The sequence below is a fragment of the Pseudomonas morbosilactucae genome, from assembly GCF_023241665.1.
Lineage (GTDB): Bacteria > Pseudomonadota > Gammaproteobacteria > Pseudomonadales > Pseudomonadaceae > Aquipseudomonas > Aquipseudomonas morbosilactucae.
The window spans coordinates 298,825-321,878 of the sequence record NZ_JALQCX010000011.1; the positions used below are offsets into that span (position 1 = coordinate 298,825).

General features: G+C 61.8%; 21 protein-coding genes and 1 riboswitch. Of the genes, 7 read left to right on the plus strand and 14 right to left on the minus strand.

Features of this window, described 5'->3' with window-relative positions:
• Positions 1–612, minus strand: a complete 612-nt coding sequence (gene cobO / locus M1B35_RS07980) for a cob(I)yrinic acid a,c-diamide adenosyltransferase (RefSeq protein WP_268261645.1) — start codon at positions 610–612, stop codon at positions 1–3.
• Positions 613–695: 83 nt separating this feature from the next.
• A riboswitch (cobalamin riboswitch) is annotated at positions 696–931 on the minus strand.
• A gap of 169 nt (positions 932–1,100) precedes the next feature.
• On the opposite strand from cobO, the gene M1B35_RS07985 reads away from it, so the two are divergent.
• Together M1B35_RS07985 and M1B35_RS07990 are read left to right on the plus strand one after the other, a co-directional pair.
• Complete coding sequence (locus M1B35_RS07985) at positions 1,101–1,682, plus strand: hypothetical protein (RefSeq protein WP_123328389.1); 582 nt, start codon at positions 1,101–1,103, stop codon at positions 1,680–1,682.
• 73 nt (positions 1,683–1,755) lie between these two features.
• Complete coding sequence (locus M1B35_RS07990) at positions 1,756–3,075, plus strand: PQQ-dependent sugar dehydrogenase (RefSeq protein ID WP_268261646.1); 1,320 nt, start codon at positions 1,756–1,758, stop codon at positions 3,073–3,075.
• A gap of 2 nt (positions 3,076–3,077) precedes the next feature.
• Here M1B35_RS07990 and M1B35_RS07995 read toward each other — a convergent pair whose 3' ends face one another.
• From M1B35_RS07995 to M1B35_RS08020, 6 genes are all read right to left on the minus strand, one after another.
• On the minus strand, positions 3,078–3,740 hold the full coding sequence (locus M1B35_RS07995) for a class I SAM-dependent methyltransferase (protein WP_268261647.1): 663 nt from the start codon (positions 3,738–3,740) through the stop codon (positions 3,078–3,080).
• Positions 3,741–3,764: 24 nt separating this feature from the next.
• Positions 3,765–4,298, minus strand: a complete 534-nt coding sequence (locus M1B35_RS08000) for a C40 family peptidase (protein WP_268261648.1) — start codon at positions 4,296–4,298, stop codon at positions 3,765–3,767.
• Between the two features lie 164 nt (positions 4,299–4,462).
• Positions 4,463–5,086 carry a C40 family peptidase gene (locus tag M1B35_RS08005; RefSeq protein ID WP_123328393.1) on the minus strand — a complete coding sequence of 208 codons (624 nt, stop codon included), beginning with the start codon at positions 5,084–5,086 and terminating at the stop codon, positions 4,463–4,465.
• A 212-nt stretch (positions 5,087–5,298) separates the two neighbouring features.
• Positions 5,299–6,003 carry a DnaA regulatory inactivator Hda gene (hda, locus tag M1B35_RS08010; protein ID WP_007898944.1) on the minus strand — a complete coding sequence of 235 codons (705 nt, stop codon included), beginning with the start codon at positions 6,001–6,003 and terminating at the stop codon, positions 5,299–5,301.
• A 230-nt stretch (positions 6,004–6,233) separates the two neighbouring features.
• Entirely contained in the window at positions 6,234–7,307 is a 1,074-nt protein-coding gene (locus M1B35_RS08015) for an AI-2E family transporter (RefSeq protein ID WP_268261649.1), read from the minus strand.
• Between the two features lie 37 nt (positions 7,308–7,344).
• A complete protein-coding gene (locus tag M1B35_RS08020; protein ID WP_268261650.1) occupies positions 7,345–8,379 on the minus strand; it encodes a DUF2066 domain-containing protein in 1,035 nt (344 codons plus the stop codon).
• Between the two features lie 385 nt (positions 8,380–8,764).
• Here M1B35_RS08020 and purM point away from each other — a divergent pair, with 385 nt between their 5' ends.
• The 4 genes from purM to M1B35_RS08040 all read left to right on the plus strand — a co-directional run bounded on the left by purM (position 8,765) and on the right by M1B35_RS08040 (position 11,679).
• Positions 8,765–9,823, plus strand: coding sequence for a phosphoribosylformylglycinamidine cyclo-ligase (gene purM, locus M1B35_RS08025; RefSeq protein WP_123328396.1), 1,059 nt, complete (start codon positions 8,765–8,767; stop codon positions 9,821–9,823).
• Entirely contained in the window at positions 9,823–10,485 is a 663-nt protein-coding gene (gene purN, locus M1B35_RS08030) for a phosphoribosylglycinamide formyltransferase (RefSeq protein ID WP_123328397.1), read from the plus strand. The genes purM and purN overlap by 1 nt, the downstream gene beginning before the upstream one ends.
• An 8-nt stretch (positions 10,486–10,493) precedes the next feature.
• Positions 10,494–11,207, plus strand: coding sequence for a DUF3108 domain-containing protein (locus tag M1B35_RS08035; protein ID WP_123328398.1), 714 nt, complete (start codon positions 10,494–10,496; stop codon positions 11,205–11,207).
• 283 nt (positions 11,208–11,490) lie between these two features.
• Positions 11,491–11,679 carry a hypothetical protein gene (locus M1B35_RS08040; protein ID WP_123328399.1) on the plus strand — a complete coding sequence of 63 codons (189 nt, stop codon included), beginning with the start codon at positions 11,491–11,493 and terminating at the stop codon, positions 11,677–11,679.
• A 48-nt stretch (positions 11,680–11,727) separates the two neighbouring features.
• On the opposite strand, the gene M1B35_RS08045 is transcribed toward M1B35_RS08040, so the two are convergent.
• The 7 genes from M1B35_RS08045 to M1B35_RS08075 all read right to left on the minus strand — a co-directional run bounded on the left by M1B35_RS08045 (position 11,728) and on the right by M1B35_RS08075 (position 20,016).
• Positions 11,728–12,267, minus strand: a complete 540-nt coding sequence (locus tag M1B35_RS08045; protein ID WP_123328400.1) for a DUF2058 domain-containing protein — start codon at positions 12,265–12,267, stop codon at positions 11,728–11,730.
• Between the two features lie 26 nt (positions 12,268–12,293).
• Positions 12,294–13,127 carry a nucleoside triphosphate pyrophosphohydrolase gene (gene mazG / locus M1B35_RS08050; RefSeq protein WP_123328401.1) on the minus strand — a complete coding sequence of 278 codons (834 nt, stop codon included), beginning with the start codon at positions 13,125–13,127 and terminating at the stop codon, positions 12,294–12,296.
• Between the two features lie 69 nt (positions 13,128–13,196).
• Entirely contained in the window at positions 13,197–15,440 is a 2,244-nt protein-coding gene (gene relA, locus M1B35_RS08055; RefSeq protein ID WP_268261651.1) for a GTP diphosphokinase, read from the minus strand.
• 121 nt (positions 15,441–15,561) lie between these two features.
• Positions 15,562–16,914 (minus strand): 23S rRNA (uracil(1939)-C(5))-methyltransferase RlmD, encoded by a 1,353-nt coding sequence (rlmD, locus tag M1B35_RS08060; RefSeq protein WP_268261652.1) that lies wholly within the window; start codon positions 16,912–16,914, stop codon positions 15,562–15,564.
• On the minus strand, positions 16,914–17,816 hold the full coding sequence (cysM, locus tag M1B35_RS08065) for a cysteine synthase CysM (protein ID WP_123328404.1): 903 nt from the start codon (positions 17,814–17,816) through the stop codon (positions 16,914–16,916). Before cysM ends, rlmD begins: the two co-directional genes overlap by 1 nt.
• A 129-nt stretch (positions 17,817–17,945) precedes the next feature.
• Entirely contained in the window at positions 17,946–19,307 is a 1,362-nt protein-coding gene (locus tag M1B35_RS08070) for a sensor histidine kinase (RefSeq protein WP_123328405.1), read from the minus strand.
• A complete protein-coding gene (locus tag M1B35_RS08075) occupies positions 19,294–20,016 on the minus strand; it encodes a response regulator transcription factor (protein WP_268261653.1) in 723 nt (240 codons plus the stop codon). Before M1B35_RS08075 ends, M1B35_RS08070 begins: the two co-directional genes overlap by 14 nt.
• 218 nt (positions 20,017–20,234) lie before the next feature.
• Here M1B35_RS08075 and M1B35_RS08080 point away from each other — a divergent pair, with 218 nt between their 5' ends.
• On the plus strand, positions 20,235–22,988 hold the full coding sequence (locus M1B35_RS08080; RefSeq protein ID WP_268261654.1) for a response regulator: 2,754 nt from the start codon (positions 20,235–20,237) through the stop codon (positions 22,986–22,988).
• The last annotated feature ends 66 nt before the right edge of the window (positions 22,989–23,054 follow it).

Below are 23,054 nucleotides of genomic sequence, written 5' to 3' on the forward strand. Positions count from 1 at the left end.
TCACAGTTCAACCCCTTTCTGCGCCTTGATGCCGGCCTGGAAGGCGTGCTTGACCACGCCCATTTCGGTGACGGTATCGGCCAGTTCGATCATCTCCGGCTTGGCACCACGGCCGGTTACCACTACATGCTGCATGGGCGGACGGGCCTGCAAGTCGCTGAGCACCTGATCCAGGTCGAGGTAACCGTGCTTGAGGGCGATGTTCAATTCGTCGAGCACCACCAGGCCGATGGCCGGGTTGCGCAGCAACTCGCGGGACACAGCCCACGCGGCCTCGGCGGCAGCGATATCACGCTGGCGATCCTGGGTCTCCCAAGTAAAGCCTTCGCCCATCACATGGAAGCGCACTTGCTCGGGAAAACGCCGGAAGAACAACTCCTCGCCGGTGCTGTTGCGGCCTTTGATGAACTGCACCACGCCGCATTGCATGCCGTGGCCCATGGAACGCGCGAGCATGCCGAAAGCCGAGCTGCTCTTGCCTTTGCCATTGCCGGTCAACACCAGCAGCAAACCGCACTCGTTGGGCGAGTTGGCGATGCGTTCGTCGATCACGGCTTTTTTGCGCAACATCCGCGCCACATGGCGTTCGTCACGATCGGGGGATTCAGTCATGGGGCAGCTCTCCGTTGGGGCTGGATAACGGGGGGCAGGAAAAAAGGGTATAGAAGGCGCAAGCCTGGCATCGCCCACCGTGATGCCGTTGGATGGATCAGGCCGGTCTCCGGGCTCATGAGGGGCATCACTGCCGGACCGCGCGCCTTCCCGCATCGATCTCGACACAGTGGCATCAGGCGCAGTCTTGACTCATTTACCGTTGCGGGGGCAGCGCCGGAATCGTCGCCCGTTCCACTGGAGGAACGTGCACTCACCGGCTTCCCTGTTTCACTCTGTCGACCGTGGGCCACAGAGCACCTGAAACAAGTCGCGAAGGTTAGAGGGTTGGGGGTGGAGCGTCAATTAAAGCCGGCCGTCGGCGACACGTGGAGAACACCACAGATCAATAAAATGACGCCAATCTTGTGCCACACTGGAAGCAGTGATATCAAATAGCCATAACGGCAAAAAACCCAGACCAATCACAAACAATAAGGGTGAGTTCGATGCAAGGCATGACCATCAGCAATCCACGACTGGAATTCCTGCGCCCCCTGCTGGAGCGCTGGTTCGATTGCATTGACCGCTACAACGCGGTGCGCGGCGATAACGAAACACCGTACTGGTTCGACGAACACGCCAACCTGGGCCTGCTGTCTGCCGCAGCCTGGATGGCGGAAATGGTCACCCTGGAACAGACCCAGAGCAAAAAACAGCAGGAAGACGGCGATCGCAACAGCCGCGCCGACCTCTACATTGCCAGCCAGGACGAGCGCGTCTACATCCAGGCCACCCAGCGCTGGCCACGGGTCAACAACCTCAACCTGACCCAAGCCTTGCTGGACGCCACCAGCGCCGCAAAAAGCATCAGCTACGCCAGCGACCTGCGGCTTGGCTGCCTGTTTGTCGCCCCGCAAAAGGCCCAGCACAGCGCCACCCCGGAAGAACTCCAGGACATGGTCGACGACCTGCAGAAGGAACACAGTTGCGCCGTTGCCTGGTACTTCCCTTACGCCTACCGCAAGCTGCGCAACGAGGCCGGCAACTACCACCCAGGTATCGCCGTACTGTTCAAAGAGGCCCGCTGAACGGTTTGAACCATCGGTAAGCGCTGTTCCTCTATGACTAGACACCCCCTCGTGTACGCATAGGGAAACCCGCATGTTCAAGCCCAACACCTTTCTATTGATCGCTGTCGCCACAGGCCTGGCCGCCTGCGGCGAAACAGCGCGCCTGCAGGTCAGCGACGGTACCGGCCCCACGCCAACCTTGCCCGAGCCGAACAAAACCCTGATCCCGACATTGAACATCGCCCCGGCGATCGGCTGGCCCCAGGGCGCCAAGCCGATCGCGGCGCCCGGCACCCAGGTCTCCGCCTTTGCCGAAGGCCTGGACCACCCGCGCTGGCTCTATGTGCTGCCCAACGGTGACGTGCTGGTGGCGGAAACCAATGCGCCGTCCAAACCCGATGACAGCAAGGGCATTCGCGGCTGGGTCATGGGCAAGGTCATGGGCCGCGCGGGTGCCGCAGTGCCCAGCGCCAACCGCATCACCCTGCTGCGCGACCAGGATCACGACGGCGTGGCGGAAACCCGTACGGTATTGATCGATCAGCTCAACTCACCATTTGGCATGACCCTGGTGGGCAACGACCTGTATGTGGCCGACACCGATCGACTGCTGCGCTTTCCCTACCGAACGGGCGATACCCAAATCAGCGTCGCGCCGACCAAGGTCGTCGACTTGCCCGGCGGCACGTTGAACCACCACTGGACCAAAAACGTCATTGCCAGCAAAGACGGGAGCAAGCTGTACGTCACGGTGGGCTCCAACAGCAACGTTGGCGAAAACGGCTTGGACCAGGAACAGGGCCGCGCGGCCATCTGGGAAGTGGACCGCGCCAGCGGCCAGCAACGGATCTTCGCCTCAGGCCTGCGCAATCCCAACGGCCTGGCGTGGGAGCCCGACAGCGGGCAGTTGTGGACAGCGGTCAACGAGCGCGATGAGATCGGCAGCGACCTGGTGCCGGACTACATCACCTCGGTGCAAGATGGGGCGTTCTACGGCTGGCCTTTCAGCTATTACGGACAACACGTGGATGTGCGAGTCACGCCACAGAACCCGCAGCAGGTGGCCAAAGCCATTGCCCCGGATTACGCGGTTGGGCCCCATACCGCGTCGCTGGGGCTGGCGTTTGCAGAAGGCAGCCAACTGCCGGCGCCCTTTACTCAAGGGGCCTTTATCGGCCAGCACGGTTCATGGAATCGCCAACCCCACAGCGGCTACAAAGTGATCTTCGTGCCCTTCGCCAACGGTAAGCCCCAGGGCGCACCTATTGACCTGCTGACGGGGTTCCTCAATGCCGACGAAAAAGCCATGGGGCGTCCGGTGGGCGTGGCCATGGATAAACAGGGTGCATTGCTGGTGGCGGACGATGTGGGCAACACGATCTGGCGCGTATCAGCCAGTAAGGCACCCTAGGCTCAACGCTTGCGGCACAAGGTCAAGCCATCGCCCAAGGGGAGCAGGGACAGGTCGACACGCAGGTCATCCTTCAGGGCGAGGTTGAGCTGTTGGATGGCGCGGGTATCGTCACTGTCGGGCTGCTCCCGCAGCACCCGACCGCTCCACAAGGTGTTGTCGAACAGCAGCAAGCCGCCCTCGCGCAACAGGCGCAGGGCGCTCTCCAGATACAGTGGATAGTTGGCCTTGTCGGCGTCGACAAAAATCAAGTCGAAGGTAGCGCCCTGGCCCTGGGCCTCCAGGACGGCCAGGGTTTCCAGGGCCGGTGCCAGGCGCAATTCGATGCGCTCGGCGACTCCAGCCTCCCGCCAATACGCCTGGGCGGTGGCATTGTAGTTTCCCGGCAAGTCGCAACACAGCAACGAGCCCCCTTCCGGCAGCGCCTGAGCCATACACAGCGCGCTGTAACCGGTGAACGTCCCGACTTCCAGCAAACGCCGGGCGCCCAGCAACTTGACCAGTAACCCGAGAAATTGCCCCTGCTCCGGCGCCACCTGCCAGCGAGCCTCGGGCAAGGCCTGGGTTTCGTCACGCAGCCGACGCAGCAACGGCGTCTCGCGCAAGGAGACGTCCAGCAGATACTGATAGAGGGGGTCGTCGAGGCTGAGGGTTCGGGCGGTCATCGCTACCTCGACAAGGGACGGCGCTTAGGGGATGCGCGCCAGATGCTCAGGCTGCAACACCCGCTTGGCACTCAGATAGGCTTTTTGCCAATAGGCCTTGGACAGACTGTCCAGCTTGACCGTACCGCCGGTGGCCGGGGCATGCACAAAGCGGCCTTCGCCCACGTAGATGCCGGCATGGCTGACCTGGGAGCCGCCATTGGTGGCGAAAAAGATCAGGTCGCCGGTTTGCAACGCATCCTTGCCCACGTCCGGGGCCTGCATACCGATCATTTCCCGGGTGGAGCGCGGCAGCGAGATGCCTGCGGCGTCGCGGTACACGTAGCCGATCAGGCCGCTGCAATCGAAACCCGAATCCGGGGTGTTGCCGCCCCAACGATAAGGCGTGCCCACCAAGCCCAAGGCGCGAAACAGTACGTCTTCAGCGACCGGAGAAAAGTTTTGCGAAGGATTGAATACGGGAGCGCGTACCACTTGCGCCGGAGGCGGTGTACGGCTGGCGCAGGCGCTGAGCAGCGCTGCGAGAACAATGAATGCGAGGCGGGCCGACGTCGACATAAGCTGAACAATCCTGATCGGGATGCGGCTTTCTCTGCCGTGGCGCTGAAAACAAAACCGCGTAAGCAGGGCTTACGCGGTTAGTTTCAACAATAGATCAGAATTCTAGCGGCTACGCTTCAAACTTCAAGTAAGACTTTAAGTTCGCCTTACAAAATGCCTGCTTATTTGCGCGCGGTGACCACGGTCGGTGCCATCGCCAGTGCGCGCTTGGCTTCGATGAAGGTCTTGCTCCAGTAAGTGTCGCCCAGGCTGTCTACCCGAACGCCACCGCTACGGCGGCTGCTGGAGTGGATGAACTGATCGTCACCCAGATAGATCCCGGCGTGACTGACACGACCACGGCGACCATTGGTAGCGAAGAACAGCAGGTCACCCGGTTGCAGCTTGTTGCGGGCAACCAATGGCGCGTCGACGTTGATCATTTCCCGAGTCGAGCGCGGCAGGTTCATGCCGGCTTCTTCACGGAACAGATAACCGATGAAACCACTGCAATCAAAGCCGGCTTCCGAGGAGCCGCCAAAACGGTAACGGGTACCGATCAGGGACATGCCACGCTCGAGGATGCTATCGGCCAGAACAGGCAACTGATAAGGCTTGTTATCAGCGAATTCAGCCAGTTCTTTTTCAGTGGCGACTTCTTCCTGATAGACCAGGGAAGACTGATTTTTGACGCTGGTTTGAACCTGTGGTGCTTGTTGCTGCTGGGACACTGGAGTGTGAGAAGCGCAACCAAACAACAGGGTAACGAGTGCGAGAGGCACGAGGGGTGCGAAGCGATTTAGCATGGGCACGACCGTGGCTTGAAATAAAAGAAGCCGCGACTATGCCTCCTATCGCCCTCATTTGCAAATTCAATCGATCTAAATGTGACTTATGAGTTTCTGCTTTGCATCTAAGGCTTTAAGCCCATTTTCTAGCAAAACGCCTCTGGAAACCTCTCCAGAAGCGATTTTTCTGACGCCTGAAATATGTCGAAACATCGCTGGAGGCCGCGGTTTTACCAGCCCAGGGTTTCTTTGAGGAAGGGAATCGTCAGCTTGCGCTGCGCCTGCAATGAAGCCTGATCGAGGCGCTCAAGCAGCTCGAACAAGGCGCTCATGCTGCGAGTGCCACGGGTCAAAATAAAATGCCCGACTTCGTCGGTCAGGTGCAGGCCGCGACGGGATGCGCGTAACTGCAAGGCACGTAATTTGTCTTCATCGGAGAGCGGGCGCATCTGGAAAATCAGCGCCAGGGTCAGTCGGGACTTCAAATCCGCCAGCTTGACCGGCAGCTCCCGCGGCGAGGTCGATGCTGCAATCAACAAGCGTCGGCCGCTGTCGCGCAGGCGATTGAACAGATGAAACAGTGCCTCTTCCCAATCCGCCTTGCCCGCCACCGCTTGCAGATCGTCCAGGCAGACCAGTTCGTACTGCTCTAGGTTGTCGAGAATCTCGATACCGCGATCCAGAAGCTCCGCCAAAGGCAGATACACCGCCGGCTCACCCAACTGCTCGAAACGCAGGCACGCCGCCTGCAGCAAATGAGTACGCCCCACCCCATCCTTGCCCCAGAGGTAAATCAGACTTTCGGTCCAGCCGGCGTCGGCTTCGCAAAGCCGCTCGACATAGCCGAGTGCAGCGGCATTGGCGCCTGGATAGTAGTTGATGAAGGTGGCGTCATCACGCAGACGCACACCTAGGGGCAGCTGAATCGGTTTCATGCTGACTGAACAGTTCGAAACGAACCGTTAGTGGCCTCTGTGTAAAGTTTGCAAAGTTTATACCCGTGACGCCGGGCGCACAATGCAGCAGACCACAAGCAAAATCAAAGGTTTGCGTTGGCTGCAAGGGCTACCCGGAGAATGGCCGAGCGCAAATGTGACAGCCCCCACGCCCACCGTGGCAACCCGGGACCAAGCCCGGCTGCCACCCACAGGAGGATCAAAAGCCGTTACAGATCAGGATCTTCAACCCCACTGTAAAGATCCGAGTGCTTGTACAAGTCATGCACGTGACGTACCAGCACCATGATCACGGCCGCCACCGGCAACGCCAGCAGGACCCCGGTAAAGCCGAACAGCTCGCCCCCCGCCAGAATGGCGAAGATCACCGCCACCGGATGCAGGCCAATACGGTCGCCCACCAACAGCGGCGTCAGCACCATGCCTTCCAGCGCTTGGCCAACCATGAACACCGCCACGATGCCAATCATTGGGTACAGGTCGCCACCAAACTGGAACAGCCCGGCCACCAACGCCGCGCCAATGCCAATGACAAAGCCCATATAAGGCACGATGGCCGCCAGACCCGCGATCAAACCGATCAACAGCCCCAACTCCAGCCCCACCAGCATCAGCCCTGCGGCGTAGATCATGCCCAGCGCCACCATCACCAGCAGTTGCCCGCGGACAAAGGCGCCCAGCACTTCATGGCACTCTCCGGCCAGCGACACCACGCGCTCTTCACGGTCACGGGGCAACAGGCTGCGGATCTTGGCCATCATCAGATCCCAGTCACGCAACAGGTAGAAGCTCACCACCGGGATCAACACCAGATTGGCCAGCCAGCCGATCAAGGCCAGGCTCGACGCCGTGGCCTGGCTCAGGACCACGCCGACAATATCGGTGGTCTGGCCCATGTGCTCACTGATGGCAGCCTTGACCTTGTCGAACTTCCAGAAGCCGTCCGACAGCCCCAGCTTGGACTGTGCCCACGGCATCGCGGTGTGCTGCAACCAGTCGAGCATCTGCGGCGCCAGCTCATAGAGCCGGACCAATTGCTTGGCCAGCATCGGCACCAGCACCAGCAGCAAGGTCATGACAATCAGGGTAAACAGTGCGAACACTGCCACCACGCCCCAGGTCCTCGACAAACCGAGCTTTTCCAGGCGATCCACCAGGGGATCGAACAGGTAGGCCAACAGCAGCGCCACCAGGAAGGGCGTGAGGATGGGATGCAACAGGTACACAAACGCGCAAAACAGGGCGACCACGCCCAACCAGACCCAACGACGCGTATCGGTCATGAACCACTCCCGCTTCTATATATAAGGAAACAAACCACTACCAACGGAAATGCAACTGCCCGGCTGGTGCCGCGACGGGCGCAGCCCCCTCCCCCTCGGCCGGAGGCGCAGCAGCTTCACCGGGCGGCACCTCCTGCAGCTTGGCTAGGGACAACTGCGCTCGCAGCTGTTCAGGGCTGCCGTTGAGGCGGTAGACAATGCGATCCCCATCCACACTGCGCAGTTGCGCGCCAAACGGCTCCAGCAGATGCCCCAAGGTGGCGTAACGCTCCAGCGTCATGCCCTGCACCTCAAGCCACTGCTCGCTTGAGGCCCCCGGCTTAGTGACAAAGCGCGGCGCCAGGCGCTGGCTCACTGCCAACAGCACGGCATCGGCCAGGGCTGCGGTATCGGCGCCCTGCACGGAACCCTGTTCCTTCTGATCGCCCAGCCACAGGCGCCACTTGGCCTGCCATTGCCCACCTTCTTCCCGCGCATGCACCGCCAGCAAGGCGTCGGCACCGTAGCGCTCGGAAGCGTCATGCAATGGCGCAGGGTCGGCCCCTTCAAGGTTCGGCGCGGTCGCCACGATTTGCTCATTCAGGTCACCCAGCGGCAGGCGCAGCGGCAACCCGCGATGCTGCGCGGCACGCCGCAGCGGCGCAGCGCTGGCTTGACCATCCCCCACCAGGCTCGAGCCCTCAGTCGAATCACTCAACCACCAAGCGAGGATCGACGGCCGATTGCTGCCCCACAACGACAGCCCCGCTTGACGCAAGGCACGGTCGGTACTGACCGGGTCGAAATCCACTTGCAGACTTTCCGGCGGCCCGGCGTCGTAACCGTATTGACTGATGATCTGCTGTGGGTCCTTGCGGATCGCTGCCAGGCCCGGCCCCTGGGCAGCCTTGGCATCGCCGGTCAGGCGCAGCACCAGGGTTTCCACGGCACGCTGGGTTGCCTGATCGCGCTCTTCAGGGGCCTGACTGCTGACAGGCTCGCGCACTTGATAAAGGCCATTGAGGGTTTCGGCGTGACTCGCCAGGCTGACCAATGACAAACAGCCCACAACTAAAAATTGACCCAGACGCATGGAGAATTCCCGACGACAAAAACCATTGAAACCGAACCCGTAAAGCGGGTTGCGCAAGCCTGTGACCACTCGGCCCGGCAAAACATTCACAGGTCCGCTGAAAGATTTCGTGCTGTCATAACGATAGCCGGTTAGAGGCTATACCTTTTAGGACGCGGCAGGAGACTGGCAATACAAGCAAATACAGTTTTTTTGCCGGGATATGCCCCTGCCCGTCGGCCCGAGGATGGCCGCTGCCCCTCAAGCCTGATAAAATCGCGCGCCTTCGCAGACCGGCAACAGCTGGGCACCCTGAAACTCGCAAGCGGCGATCCCGCCTGCACTGGTTCGGCGGTCTCACTGGGTTCGGTCGATACCCCCTGAATCCCCCCTAAAGGCCTGGATCATGAGCAAGCAACCCTCCCTGAGCTACAAAGACGCCGGTGTAGACATCGACGCCGGTGAAGCATTGGTCGAACGCATCAAGAGCGTGGCCAAGCGCACTGCGCGCCCGGAAGTCATGGGCGGCCTGGGCGGTTTCGGCGCCCTCTGCGAAATCCCGGCCGGCTACAAACAACCTGTTCTGGTCTCTGGCACCGACGGCGTCGGCACCAAGCTGCGCCTGGCCCTGAACCTGAACAAACACGACAGCATCGGCATCGACCTGGTGGCCATGTGCGTGAATGACCTGGTGGTCTGCGGCGCCGAACCGCTGTTCTTCCTCGACTACTACGCCACCGGCAAACTCAACGTCGACACCGCTGCCCAGGTCGTGACCGGCATCGGCGCCGGCTGCGAACTGTCCGGCTGCTCCCTGGTGGGCGGCGAAACCGCTGAAATGCCAGGCATGTACGAAGGCGAAGACTACGACCTGGCCGGCTTCTGCGTTGGCGTCGTGGAAAAATCGGAAATCATCGACGGCTCCAAAGTGGCCACCGGCGACGCCCTGCTGGCCCTGCCTTCCTCGGGCCCGCACTCCAACGGCTACTCGCTGATCCGCAAGATCATCGAAGTGGCAGGCGCCGACATCGAAAACATCCAGCTGGACGGCAAGCCGCTGACCGAGCTGCTGATGGCCCCGACCCGCATCTACGTCAAGCCACTGCTCAAGCTGATCAAGGACACCGGCGCGGTCAAAGCCATGGCCCACATCACCGGTGGCGGCTTGCTGGACAACATTCCACGCGTTCTGCCAAAAGGTGCCCAGGCCGTGGTTGACGTCGCCAGCTGGCAGCGCCCGGCGGTCTTCGACTGGCTGCAAGAGCAAGGCAACGTCGACGAGCACGAAATGCACCGCGTCCTGAACTGCGGCGTAGGCATGGTCATCTGCGTAGCCCAGGAACACGTTGAAATAGCCTTGAACACCCTGCGTGAAGCCGGCGAACAACCTTGGGTCATCGGCCAGATCGCTACAGCGGCCGAAGGCGCTGCCCAAGTCGAGCTGAAAAACCTCAAGGCACACTGATGCAAGAGCGGAAGTCGCCGACCTGTGATGTTGTGGTGCTGCTGTCGGGCACCGGCAGTAACCTGCAAGCCCTGATCGACAGCGCGCGGACCGACGACAGTCCGGTCCGCATCGCTGCCGTGATCTCCAACCGCGCTGACGCCTATGGACTGCAGCGCGCCCAGGACGCGGGAATCGCTACCCGCTTCCTCGATCACAAGGCATTCGAAGGCCGCGAGGCCTTCGACCACGCCCTGATCGAGCTGATCGACACCTTTGCCCCAAAGCTGGTAGTGCTCGCCGGATTCATGCGCATCCTCAGCGCTGATTTCGTGCGCCACTATCAAGGACGCCTGCTGAATATCCACCCTTCGCTGCTGCCCAAATACAAAGGGTTACACACCCATCAGCGCGCCCTCGAGGCCGGCGACACGGAGCACGGCTGCAGCGTGCACTTCGTCACCGAGGAACTCGATGGCGGACCTCTGGTCGTACAGGCTGTGATCCCGGTAGAGTTGCACGACTCGCCCCAGAGTCTGGCGCAGCGGGTACACGTTCAGGAACACCAGATCTATCCCCTGGCCGTACGCTGGTTTGCCGAAGGCCGACTGACCCTCGGCGACCAGGGCGCTTTACTGGATGGTCAGTTACTGGCCGCCAGCGGCCACTTGATTCGAACCTAGGAGATTTTATGCGTCGCGCCCTGCTCTTCGCTTGCGCTCTGTTCGCCCTGCCCCTCGTGCAGGCGGCAGACCTTCAACCTTTCTCCGCCAGCTACACCGCCGACTGGAAACAACTGCCGATGAGCGGCACGGCTGAACGTAGTCTGGAAAAATCCAGCAACGGCGCCTGGAAGCTCAGCTTCAAGGCCTCGATGATGATCGCCAGCCTGAGTGAAGAAAGCACCCTGACCCTGGACAAGGACACCCTCCTGCCGCAGTCCTACCACTTCGAGCGCGGCGGCTTGGGCAAAGCCAAGAAAGCCGACCTGGACTTCGACTGGACCGCCAAGATGGTCACCGGTACCGATCGTGGCGACCCGGTCAAGCTGCCACTGAACCGGGGCATGGTGGATAAGTCCACCTACCAACTGGCCTTGCAGCACGACGTGGCAGCCGGCAAGAAAAGCATGAGCTACCAGGTGGTTGATGGCGGCGAAGTCGACACCTATGACTTCCGCGTCCTGGGCACCGAGAAAGTCGACACCAAGGCTGGCCAGATCGAAGCGATCAAGGTTGAGCGGGTTCGCGACCCGACACAAAGCAAACGCATCACAGTGATGTGGTTCGCCAAAGATTGGGACTACCTGCTGGTACGTCTGCAACAGGTCGAAACCGACGGCAAGGAGTACAACATCATGCTCCTCAACGGCACCGTCAACGGCAAGGCCGTCAAAGGCAGCTAACGCAACACGGTCCGTTCGTTAAGAAAAACGCCGCTTCTCTTCCAGAGCAAGCGGCGTTTTTTTTGCCTCGCACATACCCGTGCAGCGAGCTTGAAGATGAAACTTTTGTCATGAAACCTTCGTGCCTGCGACCAAATGTCACGGTTTGCGCGGGCTGCAGCACTGTCGCAAATCCTGCAAAGGACTGTTGCAAATCCAGGCGATTTACTTAGCCAGCTAACAAAACATATAACGGAGTCCTGCACACGCCTTGCTGCAGATCAACAGAGATTGGAGCTAGCAGATGACTGTAAAAGTGACTGAACGCGACGATTCACACATGTCCCATGAAGGCGTAGCCGCGGGTGTACGGATCTGGGATGTGCATCAACAAGACTTGCTGGTCGGCATGTTCCACTCCGAGAGCGATGCCCACAGCTACAAGGCCGAGCTGGAGCTGCAAGAGCAAAACCGCGCCAGCCAGACTCAATAATCACCGACTTGAAAGCACAAACCCCGCTGATAAGCGGGGTTTGTCGTTTTACCACATCAGATCGTCAGGGATCTGGTAGGCCGCGTACGGATCGTCCTCGTCCGGCGCCTCGGTTGGCTCGTTGAGCTGCACGATACGTCGTGGGTCGCGCTCCTGGATCTTCAGCGCCGCCTCACGGGGGATCACTTCGTAACCGCCACCGTGATGCACGATAGCCAGCGAGCCGCTGCTCAGCTTGTTGCGCATCAGGGTGTTCACCGACAGACGCTTGACCTTCTTGTCGTCGACGAAGTTGTAGTAGTCCTCGGTGGTCAGCTTGGGCAGGCGCGACACCTCGATCAGTTGCTTGATCTGGGCGGTGCGGGCCTTCTGCTCGGCCTTCTCCTGCTGCTGGCGGTTGAGCTCTTGGTCGCGCTTGACCTTCTCGGCCATGGCCTCCTGGGCCGCGCGCTGCTGGGAATCATCCAGCTCGATCTGCCCCTTGTGGGCCAGGCGCTGCTGCTTCTGTTTGTCTTTGCTGACCTGCTTGGCCTGCTTTTGGTTGACCAACCCTGCTTTGAGCAACTGGTCGCGAAGGGAAATGCTCATGATGCTTACTCACTTAGGCAACGGCCTCAGCCACAGCTGGGCAAATTCTTTTCCTGGCGTTTGGCTTCACCCCACAGGGCGTCCAACTCTTCGAGGGTGCAATCTTCTATTGGGCGGCGGGTGTCACGCAATGCCTGCTCGATAAATCGGAAACGTCTTTCGAACTTGGCGTTGGCGCCGCGCAAGGCCGTCTCCGGGTCCACCTTGAGGTGCCGGGCCAGATTGACCACGGAAAACAGCAAGTCCCCCAACTCATCGCTGACCCCGGCCGGGTCATTGGAGGCCATGGCCTCCAATACTTCATCGAGCTCTTCCCGGACCTTGTCCACCACTGGCAATGCATGGGGCCAGTCAAACCCGACCTGGGCCGCACGCTTCTGCAACTTGGCGGTGCGCGACAAGGCCGGCAACGCCGTGGGCACATCGTCGAGCAAGGACAACTGCAGCGGCGCCTCGGATTTCTCGGCGCGCTCCTCGGCCTTGATCTCCTCCCAGCGCTGCTTGACCTGCTCCTCGTCGAGCCGCGCAATGTCCAGCGGCGCGTACAGGTCCCCAGTGGGAAACACATGGGGATGGCGACGGATCAGCTTGCGGGTAATGCTGTCGACCACCCCGTCGAATTCGAAACGCCCCTCTTCCCGGGCCAACTGGCTGTAATACACCACTTGGAACAGCAGGTCGCCCAGCTCACCCTGCAGGTGATCAAAATCCCCGCGCTCAATGGCATCGGCGACTTCGTAGGCTTCTTCAAGGGTGTGGGGGACGATGCTGGCGTAGGTTTGCTTGATGTCCCAAGGGCAGCCGTATTGCGGGTCGCGCAGGCGTGCCATGAGGTGCAGCAGGTCTTCAAGGCTGTACATCGATTGATCCATTTCACAGGCATGGCCATGGCCGTCGTCGCGGAGTGCGACAACGGCCACAGAGGATGGCTACGGCGTCCGGTTGCGACGGGTCTCGATGATGTTCGGCAACTGGGAAATACGCCCCAACAACCGCCCCAACGCGTCCAGCCCCGGAATCTCGATGGTCAGGGACATCAACGCGGTGTTGTCCTCTTTGTTCGAGCGGGTGTTGACCGCCAGCACGTTGATCCGCTCGTTGAGCAACACTTGGGACACATCTCGCAGCAGACCGGAACGGTCGTAGGCGCGGATGATGATGTCCACCGGGTAGGTCAACACCGGCACCGGGCCCCAACTGACCTGGATGATCCGCTCGGGCTCGCGCCCGCCCAATTGCAACACCGAGGCGCAGTCCTGACGGTGAATGCTCACGCCACGCCCCTGGGTGATGTAACCGACGATGGCGTCCCCGGGCAGCGGCTGGCAGCAGCCGGCCATCTGGGTCATCAGGTTGCCCACGCCCTGGATCTGGATATCCCCGCGCTTGCCCGGCTTGTAACCGGCGGCCTTGCGTGGAATCAGTTCCAGTTGCTCGTTGCCACGCTCTGGCTCGACCAGTTGCTGGGCCAGGTTGACCAGTTGTGCCAGACGCAGGTCACCGGCCCCCAGGGCGGCAAACATGTCCTCGGCGGTTTTCATGTTGGCCTTTTCGGCCAACTTGTCGAAGTCCACCTGAGGCAAGCCCAGGCGATTGAGCTCGCGCTCAAGCAGGGTCTTGCCGGCAGCGACGTTCTGGTCCCGCGCCTGCAACTTGAACCAGTGGACGATCTTCGCCCGCGCTCGGGACGTGGTGACGTAGCCCAGGTTCGGGTTCAGCCAGTCACGGCTAGGCGTGCCGTGCTTGCTGGTGATGATCTCCACCTGCTCGCCGGTCTGCAGGCTGTAGTTGAGCGGCACGATGCGCCCGTTGATCTTCGCGCCCCGGCAGTTGTGGCCGATCTCGGTGTGCACCCGGTAAGCGAAGTCCAGCGGCGTGGCGCCCTTGGGCAAATCGATCGCGTGGCCATCAGGGGTGAAGATGTACACCCGGTCCGGCTCGATATCCACCCGCAACTGCTCGGCCAGGCCGCCGATGTCGCCCAGCTCCTCGTGCCATTCCAGCACTTGCCGCAGCCAGGAGATCTTCTCTTCGTAATGATTGGAACCGGATTTGACGTCGGTGCCCTTGTACTTCCAGTGCGCACAGACCCCCAACTCCGCCTCTTCGTGCATGGCGTGGGTACGGATCTGCACTTCCAGCACCTTGCCCTCGGGACCGATCACCGCGGTGTGCAGCGAGCGGTAGCCGTTTTCCTTGGGGTTGGCGATGTAGTCGTCAAATTCCTTGGGGATGTGCCGCCACAGGGTGTGGACGATCCCCAGCGCGGTGTAGCAATCGCGCATTTCCGGCACCAGCACCCGCACAGCGCGCACGTCGTAGATCTGGCTGAACTCCAGCCCCTTGCGCTGCATTTTGCGCCAGATGGAATAGATGTGCTTGGCCCGGCCGCTGATGTCCGCGTCCACGCCGGTGGCCTGCAACTCGTTCTGCAACTGGTTCATCACGTCGCTGATAAAGCGCTCGCGGTCCAGGCGCCGCTCGTGCAGCAGCTTGGCGATCTGTTTGTACTGGTCTGGCTCCAGATAGCGGAAGGACAGGTCCTCCAGCTCCCACTTGATATGGCCGATCCCCAGGCGGTGAGCCAGGGGCGCGTAAATGTCGAACACCTCACGGGCAACCCGGTTGCGCTTCTCGTCGTCGGCGGTTTTCACCGCACGAATCGCGCAGGTGCGTTCGGCCAGCTTGATCAGCGCCACGCGTACGTCGTCGACCATCGCCACCAGCATTTTGCGCAGGTTTTCCACCTGGGCCTGGGTGCCCAGCACCAGGGACTGGCGAGGGCTGAGGCTGGCACTGATGGCGGCCATGCGCAGCACGCCGTCGATCAGCTTGGCGACCACCGGACCAAAACGCTGGCTGACCGCCGGCAACTGGATCTGGCCTTCACGCACGCCACGGTAAAGTACCGCGGCCAGCAGCGAATCCTGGTCCAGCTTGAGGTCCGCGAGAATCTCGGCGATCTCCAGCCCCGTGCGAAAACTCGACGTGCCTTCGGCCCAGAGATTCTTCGCCGCATTGTGTTGTTGCTCGGCCTCACGAGCGAACTCGCAGGCCTCCTTCAAGGCTTCACGGTCCAGCGCGATGTCGACGCTGACCGCATGATCGAGCCATGCCTCGAGATTGATACTGCCGTCGGTGTTGATCGGCTGGTGCGCTCTCACCTGTACCATGTTGCTTTACCTTCCCTACGACGCACATTCAATGCGTCAAATCGCTGACCTTCGTTGCCAGTGCCTGCTCGCAGGGCCTACGAACGTTGCCTGGCGGGCCAGTCGGATTAGACAAGCCATCCTAGCTTGCTTCAAATAACGCCATGGCTTCGACATGCGCCGTCTGAGGAAACATATCGAGGATCCCGGCACGTTTTAACCGATAGCCCTGTTTGACCAATTCGACCGTGTCACGCGCCAAAGTTGCAGGGTTGCATGACACATAAACCAACCGCTTGGCGCCGAGGCTCGCAAGCTGGCGAACCACCTCGAAAGCACCGTCGCGGGGTGGGTCCAAGAGTACCGCAGAAAAGCCCTCGCTGGCCCATTCGGCAGCCCCCAGGGGCTGGGATAAATCGGCCTGAAAAAACTGCGTGTTATGCAAATTATTACTAGCCGCATTGTCTGCAGCACGGGCCACCATGGTTGCCACGCCTTCCACCGCCACCACATGCTGCACAGCCTGGGCCAGGGGCAGGGCAAAGTTGCCCAGCCCGCAAAACAGATCCAGTACCCGCTCATACGCCTGAGGCGCCAGCCAGTTCAGGGCCTGGGCGACCATGGCTTCATTGACCCCGGCATTGACCTGCACGAAATCCCCCGGCCGATAGGCCAGTTGCAGGTTCCAGGACTCCAGGCGATAGCCCAGGGGCTGGCTCGGGTCCACCGGTTGCGGCTCACCTTCACCGTGCAACCACAGCTGGGCCTCATGAAAGGCACAGAATTCCTTGAGGATGGTCAGGTCCGCCTCGGACAACGGGGCCATGTGCCGCAACAGCACGGCAATCGCCGAACCGCTGAACAGCTCCACATGCCCCAGGGCCTGAGGTTTGCTCAGGCGTCGCAGCATGGCCGGCAAACGGCTCATGATCGGTTGCAATGCCTGTACCAGCACCGGGCAGTCGTCGATGGCGATGATGTCCTGGCTGCTGGCGGCACGGAATCCCACCTCAAGCTTCTTGCCCTTGGCGTCCCACCACACGGCTACGCGGGCGCGCCGTCGATAACCGAACTCGGGGCCGCTCAAAGGCGCCGCCCACTCCTCGGGTTCAACCCCGGCCACCCGCGACAATTGCTCGGCGAGCATGCGCTGTTTCAGGGCAAGCTGTTCGTCGTGGGGCAGGTGCTGCACGCTGCAGCCACCACAGCGGCCGGCGTGGGCACAGGGCGCGGGGCGCCGCAAATCACTGGCACTGAAGATCCGTTCGGCGCGGGCTTCCACCACCTTGGCATGGGCACCCAGCACTCGGGCTTCGACCTCTTCACCCGCCAGGGCGCCGGTGACGAACCAGGTACGGCCTTCCAGGAAGGCAATGCCGCGCCCATCGTTGGCCAGACGCTCAATGCTCAGGCGCTGTTTTTTACCGACGGGGATCTGCGGGGCCCGGCTACCGCCCGAAGGCTGGAAGCGCAGGCCTCTCTCGTGCTTAGCCATCAGTTGGGCGCATCGAAAATGCCGGTCGACAGGTAACGATCGCCACGGTCGCAGATGATCGCCACCATGACTGCGTTTTCCAGCTCGCGGGACAGGCGCAACATGGCCGCCACCGCACCGCCCGAAGAGACGCCGCAGAAGATGCCTTCTTCACGGGCCAGGCGCCGGGTCACGTCTTCGGCTTCGCTCTGGGCCATATCGACAATGCGATCGACGCGGCTGGCCTGATAGATTTTCGGCAGGTATTCCTCGGGCCAGCGGCGGATGCCGGGGATGGCCGAACCTTCCATGGGTTGCAGACCGACGATCTGCACCTCGGGGTTCTGTTCTTTCAGGTAGCGCGAGGTGCCCATGATGGTGCCGGTGGTGCCCATGGAGCTGATGAAGTGGGTGATGCCACCTTGAGTCTGGCGCCAGATTTCCGGGCCGGTACCGGTGTAGTGGGCTTCCGGATTATCGCCATTGGCGAACTGGTCGAGCACCTTGCCGCGACCTTCGGCCTGCATGCGCTCGGCCAGGTCCCGGGCCCCTTCCATGCCCTCTTCCTGGCTGACCAGGATCAGCTCGGCGCCATAAGCAGTCATGGCCGCCTTGCGCTCGGCACTGGAGTTGTCAGGCATGATCAGGATCATTTTGTAACCCTTGATCGCCGCAGCCATGGCCAGGGCGATGCCGGTGTTGCCCGAGGTCGCTTCAATCAGGGTGTCGCCCGCCTGGATCTGCCCACGCAACTCGGCGCGGGTAATCATCGACAGTGCCGGACGGTCTTTGACCGAACCCGCCGGGTTATTACCCTCGAGCTTGAGCAGCAGGGTGTTGCTGGTGGCGCCGGGCAGGCGCTGTAAACGAACCAGCGGAGTGTTGCCGACGCAATCGGCGATGGTGGGGTACTGCAAGGTCATGGCGTATTCGCAATCCAGACTGCGGGGGCGCCTATCATACCGGCAAACGTGCGACGGCCATATCACGCAAAGTGCGGGACTTATCGCTGAAAGATATAAGCAAAAAACCTCTCACTAATAAGCCTGCGCCTAGGCATCAGCGGCAAGCAGGCGCATGTGCAGGCGCAGCCCATGGCCGGTGTTCTCGGCCCACAGATACCCACCCTGGCGCTGCACCGCATTGCGCGCAATGCTCAGGCCCAGACCGAAACCGCCATTGCCCGGGCGCGAGCCATCCAGGCGGGTAAAGGGAGCGAAGATTCGCTCCAACTCTTCCTCGGCCACCCCCGGCCCTTGGTCATCCAGCCACAGGTTCCAGTATTGGCCGTCCCGGCAACCGCCCAGGCTGACCACGCCCCCCGGCGGTGAATGGCGAATGGCGTTGCGCAGGATATTTTCCAAGGCCTGGGCCAGGGTATTCAGGTGGCCGCGCACCCAGCAGGACGCGTCCAGTTCACAGCTCAGTTGCCCCGGCGACCAGCCGCTTTCAAAGCAGGCGTTCTCGCTGAGCATTTCCCACAGGGCCTGGACCTGGATCCGTTCTTCGGCCAGCGGCGCACGCTCGGTGTCCAGCCAGGCCAGTTGCAGGCTGTCTTCCACCAGGCGCTGCATGCCATCCACCTCACGCCCCAGGCGCTCACGCAAGGCCGGCAGGCTCTGTTCGCCATCGCAGGCCACCCGTAGGCGGCTCAGGGGCGTGCGCAATTCATGGGACAGGTCGCGCAACAACTGCTGCTGCACCAGCACCGTGCTTTGCAGGCGCTCGGACATCTGGTCGAAGGCCCGCCCCAGTTCGCCCAGTTCATCCTTGCGCTGAGTGGTTTGATGGGACACGCGTGCCGTCAACTGCTCGGCCCGCCAGGCGTTGGCCTGCTCACGCAGTTGATTGAGAGGCACCACCAGCAGACGGTAGAGGCCCACGCACAGCAACAGGGTAAAGACCCCGGGAATCACTCCGTTGGTGATGGCCTGCCAAAACACCCGATAACGCCCAGGCATAAAACGCTGGGGCAGTTCGATCACCAGGCTGCCCGCGGACGGGTCATCGGGGAAGGGGATTTTCAGCCAGGGCAAACCGCGGGTGTGCCGACTCACCGGCCAATCGATGCCCCGCAAGAAGGTCAGGCGCTGCACGTCCTGCCAGCGCAGCGGCTGATTACCCAGGGACTGCAGGTCGCCGCCGATGACGCCGATCCAGGTGCTTTCCCGCTGGCTCATGCGCTGCAGCCAGGCGTCGACGCCGTCACGGCCACTGCGATTCCAGGCTTGCTCCGCCGCTTGCGCGTAACGGTTCAGGGTGCGATGGGCATCATCGGAGAGGTAGAGGTTGCGCTGCTCCACATAACGTCCCCAGGACCAGCTCAGCCAGATCATCAGCAGGCAAAAGCCCACCAAGAGAAACGCCAGCTTCCAGAACAGCGAATGCCTGCCGGGCAAATCAGAGCATTTCATCGACGGCACTCAGCACATAACCCTTGCCCCAGACTGTGCGCACTTCACGCTCGGCATAGCCGACCGCCTTGAGCTTGCGACGAATCTGGCTGACGTGCATGTCCAGGCTGCGGTCGTGGGGCGCATAACCGCGCTGCAGCACATGCTGATAAAGGAAGGCTTTGCTGAGCACCTCTTCGCTGCTGCGGTGCAGGGTTTCCAGCAGACGGTATTCGCTGCGGGTCAGCCCGGCCCACTGTTCGGCGAAGTACACGTCGCACAGCTCATCGTCAAAACGGAGGCTTTGCGCATGAATGGGCAACGGCAGCGGCATGGGCCGACGATCCAGGGCCACGCGCCGCAGAATGGCTTCGATACGCACCCGCAACTCGGCCATGCTGAAGGGCTTGGGCAGGTAGTCGTCGGCGCCCAGGCGAAAGCCGCTGATGCGATCGGCCTCCGCGCCCAGGGCCGACATCAGCAACACGGGGGTGGAATGGCTCTGGCGCAAATGGGTGAGCACCGCCAAGCCGTTCATGCCTGGCAGCAGGATGTCCATCAACACCACGTCGAACGCTTCACGGCGGGCCAGCCCCAGGCCTTCCTGGCCGTTCTGGCACCAAGTCACGTCAAAACCACAGTGAACCAATTGCTCGTGCACGTAGGCGCCGAGCACCAGATCATCTTCAATCGCCAGGATACGGGGCTGACCAATAGGTACGGGTGTCATTAGCTTCTGCAAGTCATTCTCAATTACGCGATTATTCGTGATTGCCCGAAAGCGATCAACCGGTGCCGGGGTCGCACCCGGACAAACCGCCCGCCGGTAGCGGCCACCCCGGATCAATTTGCCGGGATCACGCCCCCGCAAATCGCTACACTGCGCAGGTGGCGCAGGATGCGAAGCCTGCCAATCCTTTGAAAACACTGTGGTAGCGGGAGAGTTGGGTGCTTAAGAAACTGGGGATTAAAGGCCGCGTGCTGTTGCTGACCTTGCTGCCAACCAGCCTGATGGCCGTGGTGCTGGGTGGCTACTTCACCTGGATGCAGCTCTCGGACCTGCAAACCCAACTTCTGCAACGCGGTGAAATGATTGCCGAACAACTGGCGCCCCTGGTGGCCCCGGCCATGGGTAACAAAAATGCCGACGTGCTGGAGCGCATCGCCACTCAGTCCCTGGAACAGCAGGACGTGCGCGCCGTGTCTTTTCTCGCCGCCGATCGCACGCTCCTGGCCCATGCCGGCCCGAGCATGCTCAATCAGCCACCGCTGGGTAACGGCAACCACATGATGCAGCGCACTGGCAGCGATGCGACCCGTTACCTGCTGCCGGTATTCGGCCGGCACCGCAACCTGGCCGGCGAGCTGATTCCCGATGAAGCCGATCGCCTGCTGGGCTGGGTGGAACTGGAGTTGTCCCACAGCGGCATGCTGCTGCGCGGGTACCGCAGCCTGTTTGCCAGCCTGCTGCTGATCATCGCCGGGCTGGCCTGCACCGCGCTGCTGGCCCTGCGCATGGGCCGCACCATCAACGACCCGCTGAATAAAATCAGCCAGGCGGTGGCCCAACTCAAGGACGGCAACCTGCAAACCCGCCTGCCGCCCCTGGGCAGCCAGGTGCTCGACGAGTTGGCGTCCGGCATCAACCGCATGGCCAGCACCCTGCAAAACGCCCAGGAAGAATTGCAGCACAGCATCGACCAGGCCACGGAAGACGTGCGCCAGAACCTGGAAACCATTGAGATCCAGAACATCGAACTGGACCTGGCGCGCAAGGAGGCCCTGGAGGCCAGCCGCATCAAGTCGGAATTCCTGGCCAACATGAGCCATGAAATCCGCACTCCGCTCAACGGCATCCTGGGCTTCACCCACCTGTTGCAGAAAAGTGAATTGACCCCACGCCAGCTGGATTACCTGGGCACCATCGAAAAGTCCGCCGACAACCTGCTGGGGATCATCAACGAAATCCTCGATTTCTCGAAAATCGAAGCCGGCAAGCTGGTGCTCGACAGCATCCCCTTCAACCTACGGGACCTGTTGCAAGACACCCTGACCATCCTCGCACCGGCCGCCCACGCCAAGCAGCTGGAACTGGTGAGCCTGGTCTACCGCGATACGCCGCTGTCCCTGGTGGGCGACCCGCTGCGCCTGCGGCAGATCCTTACCAACCTGGTGAGCAACGCCATCAAGTTCACCCGCGAAGGCACCATCGTCGCCCGCGCCATGCTCGAAGAAGAGCATGAGGACAGCGTGCAACTGCGCATCAGCATCCAGGACACCGGCATCGGTTTGTCCAGCCAGGACGTGCGCGCCCTGTTCCAGGCCTTCAGCCAGGCCGACAATTCCCTGTCGCGCCAACCCGGCGGCACTGGCCTGGGCCTGGTGATTTCCAAGCGTCTGATCGAACAGATGGGTGGCGAGATCGGCGTCGACAGCACCCCGGGCGAAGGCTCCGAATTCTGGATCAGCCTCAGCCTGCCCAAAACCCGCGACGATGCCGAAGACCTGCCCGCCCCGCCGCTGCTGGGACGTCGAGTGGCGGTCCTGGAGAATCACGAACTGGCCCGCCAGGCGCTGCAACACCAGCTGGAAGACTGCGGCCTGGACGTCATCCCGTTCAACACCCTGGAAGCCCTGGCCAATGGCATCACCGGGGTGCATCAGACCGATCAGGCCATCGACCTGGCGGTGCTGGGCATCACCAGCAACGACATGCCGCCCGAGCGCCTGAGCCAGCACATCTGGGACCTGGAACACCTGGGCTGCAAAGTCCTGGTGCTGTGCCCAACCACTGAGCAAACGCTGTTCCAGTTGACGGTGCCCAACCCCCACAGCCAGTTGCAGGCCAAGCCCGCCTGCACCCGCAAACTGCGACGCGCCCTCTCCGATCTGGTGATCCCGCGCCAGGTGCGCAACGAGCCGGGTGAGCCCCTGTCCAGCCGCGCCCCGCGAGTGCTGTGCGTCGATGACAACCCGGCCAACCTGCTGCTGGTGCAGACCCTGCTGGAAGACATGGGGGCCAAGGTGCTGGCGGTGGACAGCGGCTATGCCGCACTCAAGGCGATCCAGACCGAATCTTTCGACCTGGTGATGATGGACGTGCAGATGCCGGGCATGGACGGTCGCCAGAGTACCGAGGCGATCCGCCAGTGGGAAAGCGAGCGCCACGGCACTCCGTTGCCTATCGTCGCCCTCACCGCCCACGCCATGGCCAACGAGAAACGCGCCCTGTTGCAAAGCGGCATGGATGACTACCTGACCAAACCCATCAGTGAGCGGCAACTGGCCCAGGTAGTACTGAAGTGGACCGGCCTGGCCCTGCGCAACCAGGGCCCGGAGCGCACCAGCGAATTCCACGGCAGCGGTTCCGAACTGCTGGTGCTGGACCCCGAGGAAGGCTTGCGCTTGGCGGCCGGCAAGGCCGATCTGGCGGCGGACATGCTGGCCATGTTGCTGGCCTCGCTGGAGGCCGACCGCGAAGCCATTCGCAACGCCCGCAGCACCGGCAACCACAATGCCCTGATCGAACGCGTGCACCGCCTGCACGGGGCCACGCGCTACTGTGGCGTACCGCAATTGCGCGCCGCCTGCCAGCGCAGCGAGACCTTGCTCAAGCAAGAAGACATCAAGGCCCCAGCAGCCCTGGATGAGCTGGACAAGGCCATCCAGCGCCTGGCGAGCGAGGCCCGGATCAACGCCTGATGACCCATGGCAATGCCGGTGCAACCGGGCACCGGCATGCTGTGGCCCCCTCACGTGACAAGGATG

Excerpts from the sequence above, each read along its gene's own strand:
- relA (WP_268261651.1), bottom strand. The coding sequence starts at position 15,440 with ATGGTACAGGTGAGAGCGCACCAGCCGATCAACACCGACGGCAGTATC.
- purM (WP_123328396.1), top strand. The coding sequence starts at position 8,765 with ATGAGCAAGCAACCCTCCCTGAGCTACAAAGACGCCGGTGTAGACATC.
- M1B35_RS08070 (WP_123328405.1), bottom strand. The coding sequence starts at position 19,307 with ATGAAATGCTCTGATTTGCCCGGCAGGCATTCGCTGTTCTGGAAGCTG.
- mazG (WP_123328401.1), bottom strand. The coding sequence starts at position 13,127 with ATGTACAGCCTTGAAGACCTGCTGCACCTCATGGCACGCCTGCGCGAC.
- M1B35_RS08045 (WP_123328400.1), bottom strand. The coding sequence starts at position 12,267 with ATGAGCATTTCCCTTCGCGACCAGTTGCTCAAAGCAGGGTTGGTCAAC.
- M1B35_RS08035 (WP_123328398.1), top strand. The coding sequence starts at position 10,494 with ATGCGTCGCGCCCTGCTCTTCGCTTGCGCTCTGTTCGCCCTGCCCCTC.
- M1B35_RS08005 (WP_123328393.1), bottom strand. The coding sequence starts at position 5,086 with ATGCTAAATCGCTTCGCACCCCTCGTGCCTCTCGCACTCGTTACCCTG.
- rlmD (WP_268261652.1), bottom strand. The coding sequence starts at position 16,914 with ATGGCTAAGCACGAGAGAGGCCTGCGCTTCCAGCCTTCGGGCGGTAGC.
- M1B35_RS07985 (WP_123328389.1), top strand. The coding sequence starts at position 1,101 with ATGCAAGGCATGACCATCAGCAATCCACGACTGGAATTCCTGCGCCCC.
- M1B35_RS08020 (WP_268261650.1), bottom strand. The coding sequence starts at position 8,379 with ATGCGTCTGGGTCAATTTTTAGTTGTGGGCTGTTTGTCATTGGTCAGC.
- M1B35_RS08015 (WP_268261649.1), bottom strand. The coding sequence starts at position 7,307 with ATGACCGATACGCGTCGTTGGGTCTGGTTGGGCGTGGTCGCCCTGTTT.
- cysM (WP_123328404.1), bottom strand. The coding sequence starts at position 17,816 with ATGACCTTGCAGTACCCCACCATCGCCGATTGCGTCGGCAACACTCCG.
- M1B35_RS08000 (WP_268261648.1), bottom strand. The coding sequence starts at position 4,298 with ATGTCGACGTCGGCCCGCCTCGCATTCATTGTTCTCGCAGCGCTGCTC.
- cobO (WP_268261645.1), bottom strand. The coding sequence starts at position 612 with ATGACTGAATCCCCCGATCGTGACGAACGCCATGTGGCGCGGATGTTG.
- M1B35_RS07990 (WP_268261646.1), top strand. The coding sequence starts at position 1,756 with ATGTTCAAGCCCAACACCTTTCTATTGATCGCTGTCGCCACAGGCCTG.
- M1B35_RS07995 (WP_268261647.1), bottom strand. The coding sequence starts at position 3,740 with ATGACCGCCCGAACCCTCAGCCTCGACGACCCCCTCTATCAGTATCTG.
- hda (WP_007898944.1), bottom strand. The coding sequence starts at position 6,003 with ATGAAACCGATTCAGCTGCCCCTAGGTGTGCGTCTGCGTGATGACGCC.
- purN (WP_123328397.1), top strand. The coding sequence starts at position 9,823 with ATGCAAGAGCGGAAGTCGCCGACCTGTGATGTTGTGGTGCTGCTGTCG.
- M1B35_RS08075 (WP_268261653.1), bottom strand. The coding sequence starts at position 20,016 with ATGACACCCGTACCTATTGGTCAGCCCCGTATCCTGGCGATTGAAGAT.
- M1B35_RS08040 (WP_123328399.1), top strand. The coding sequence starts at position 11,491 with ATGACTGTAAAAGTGACTGAACGCGACGATTCACACATGTCCCATGAA.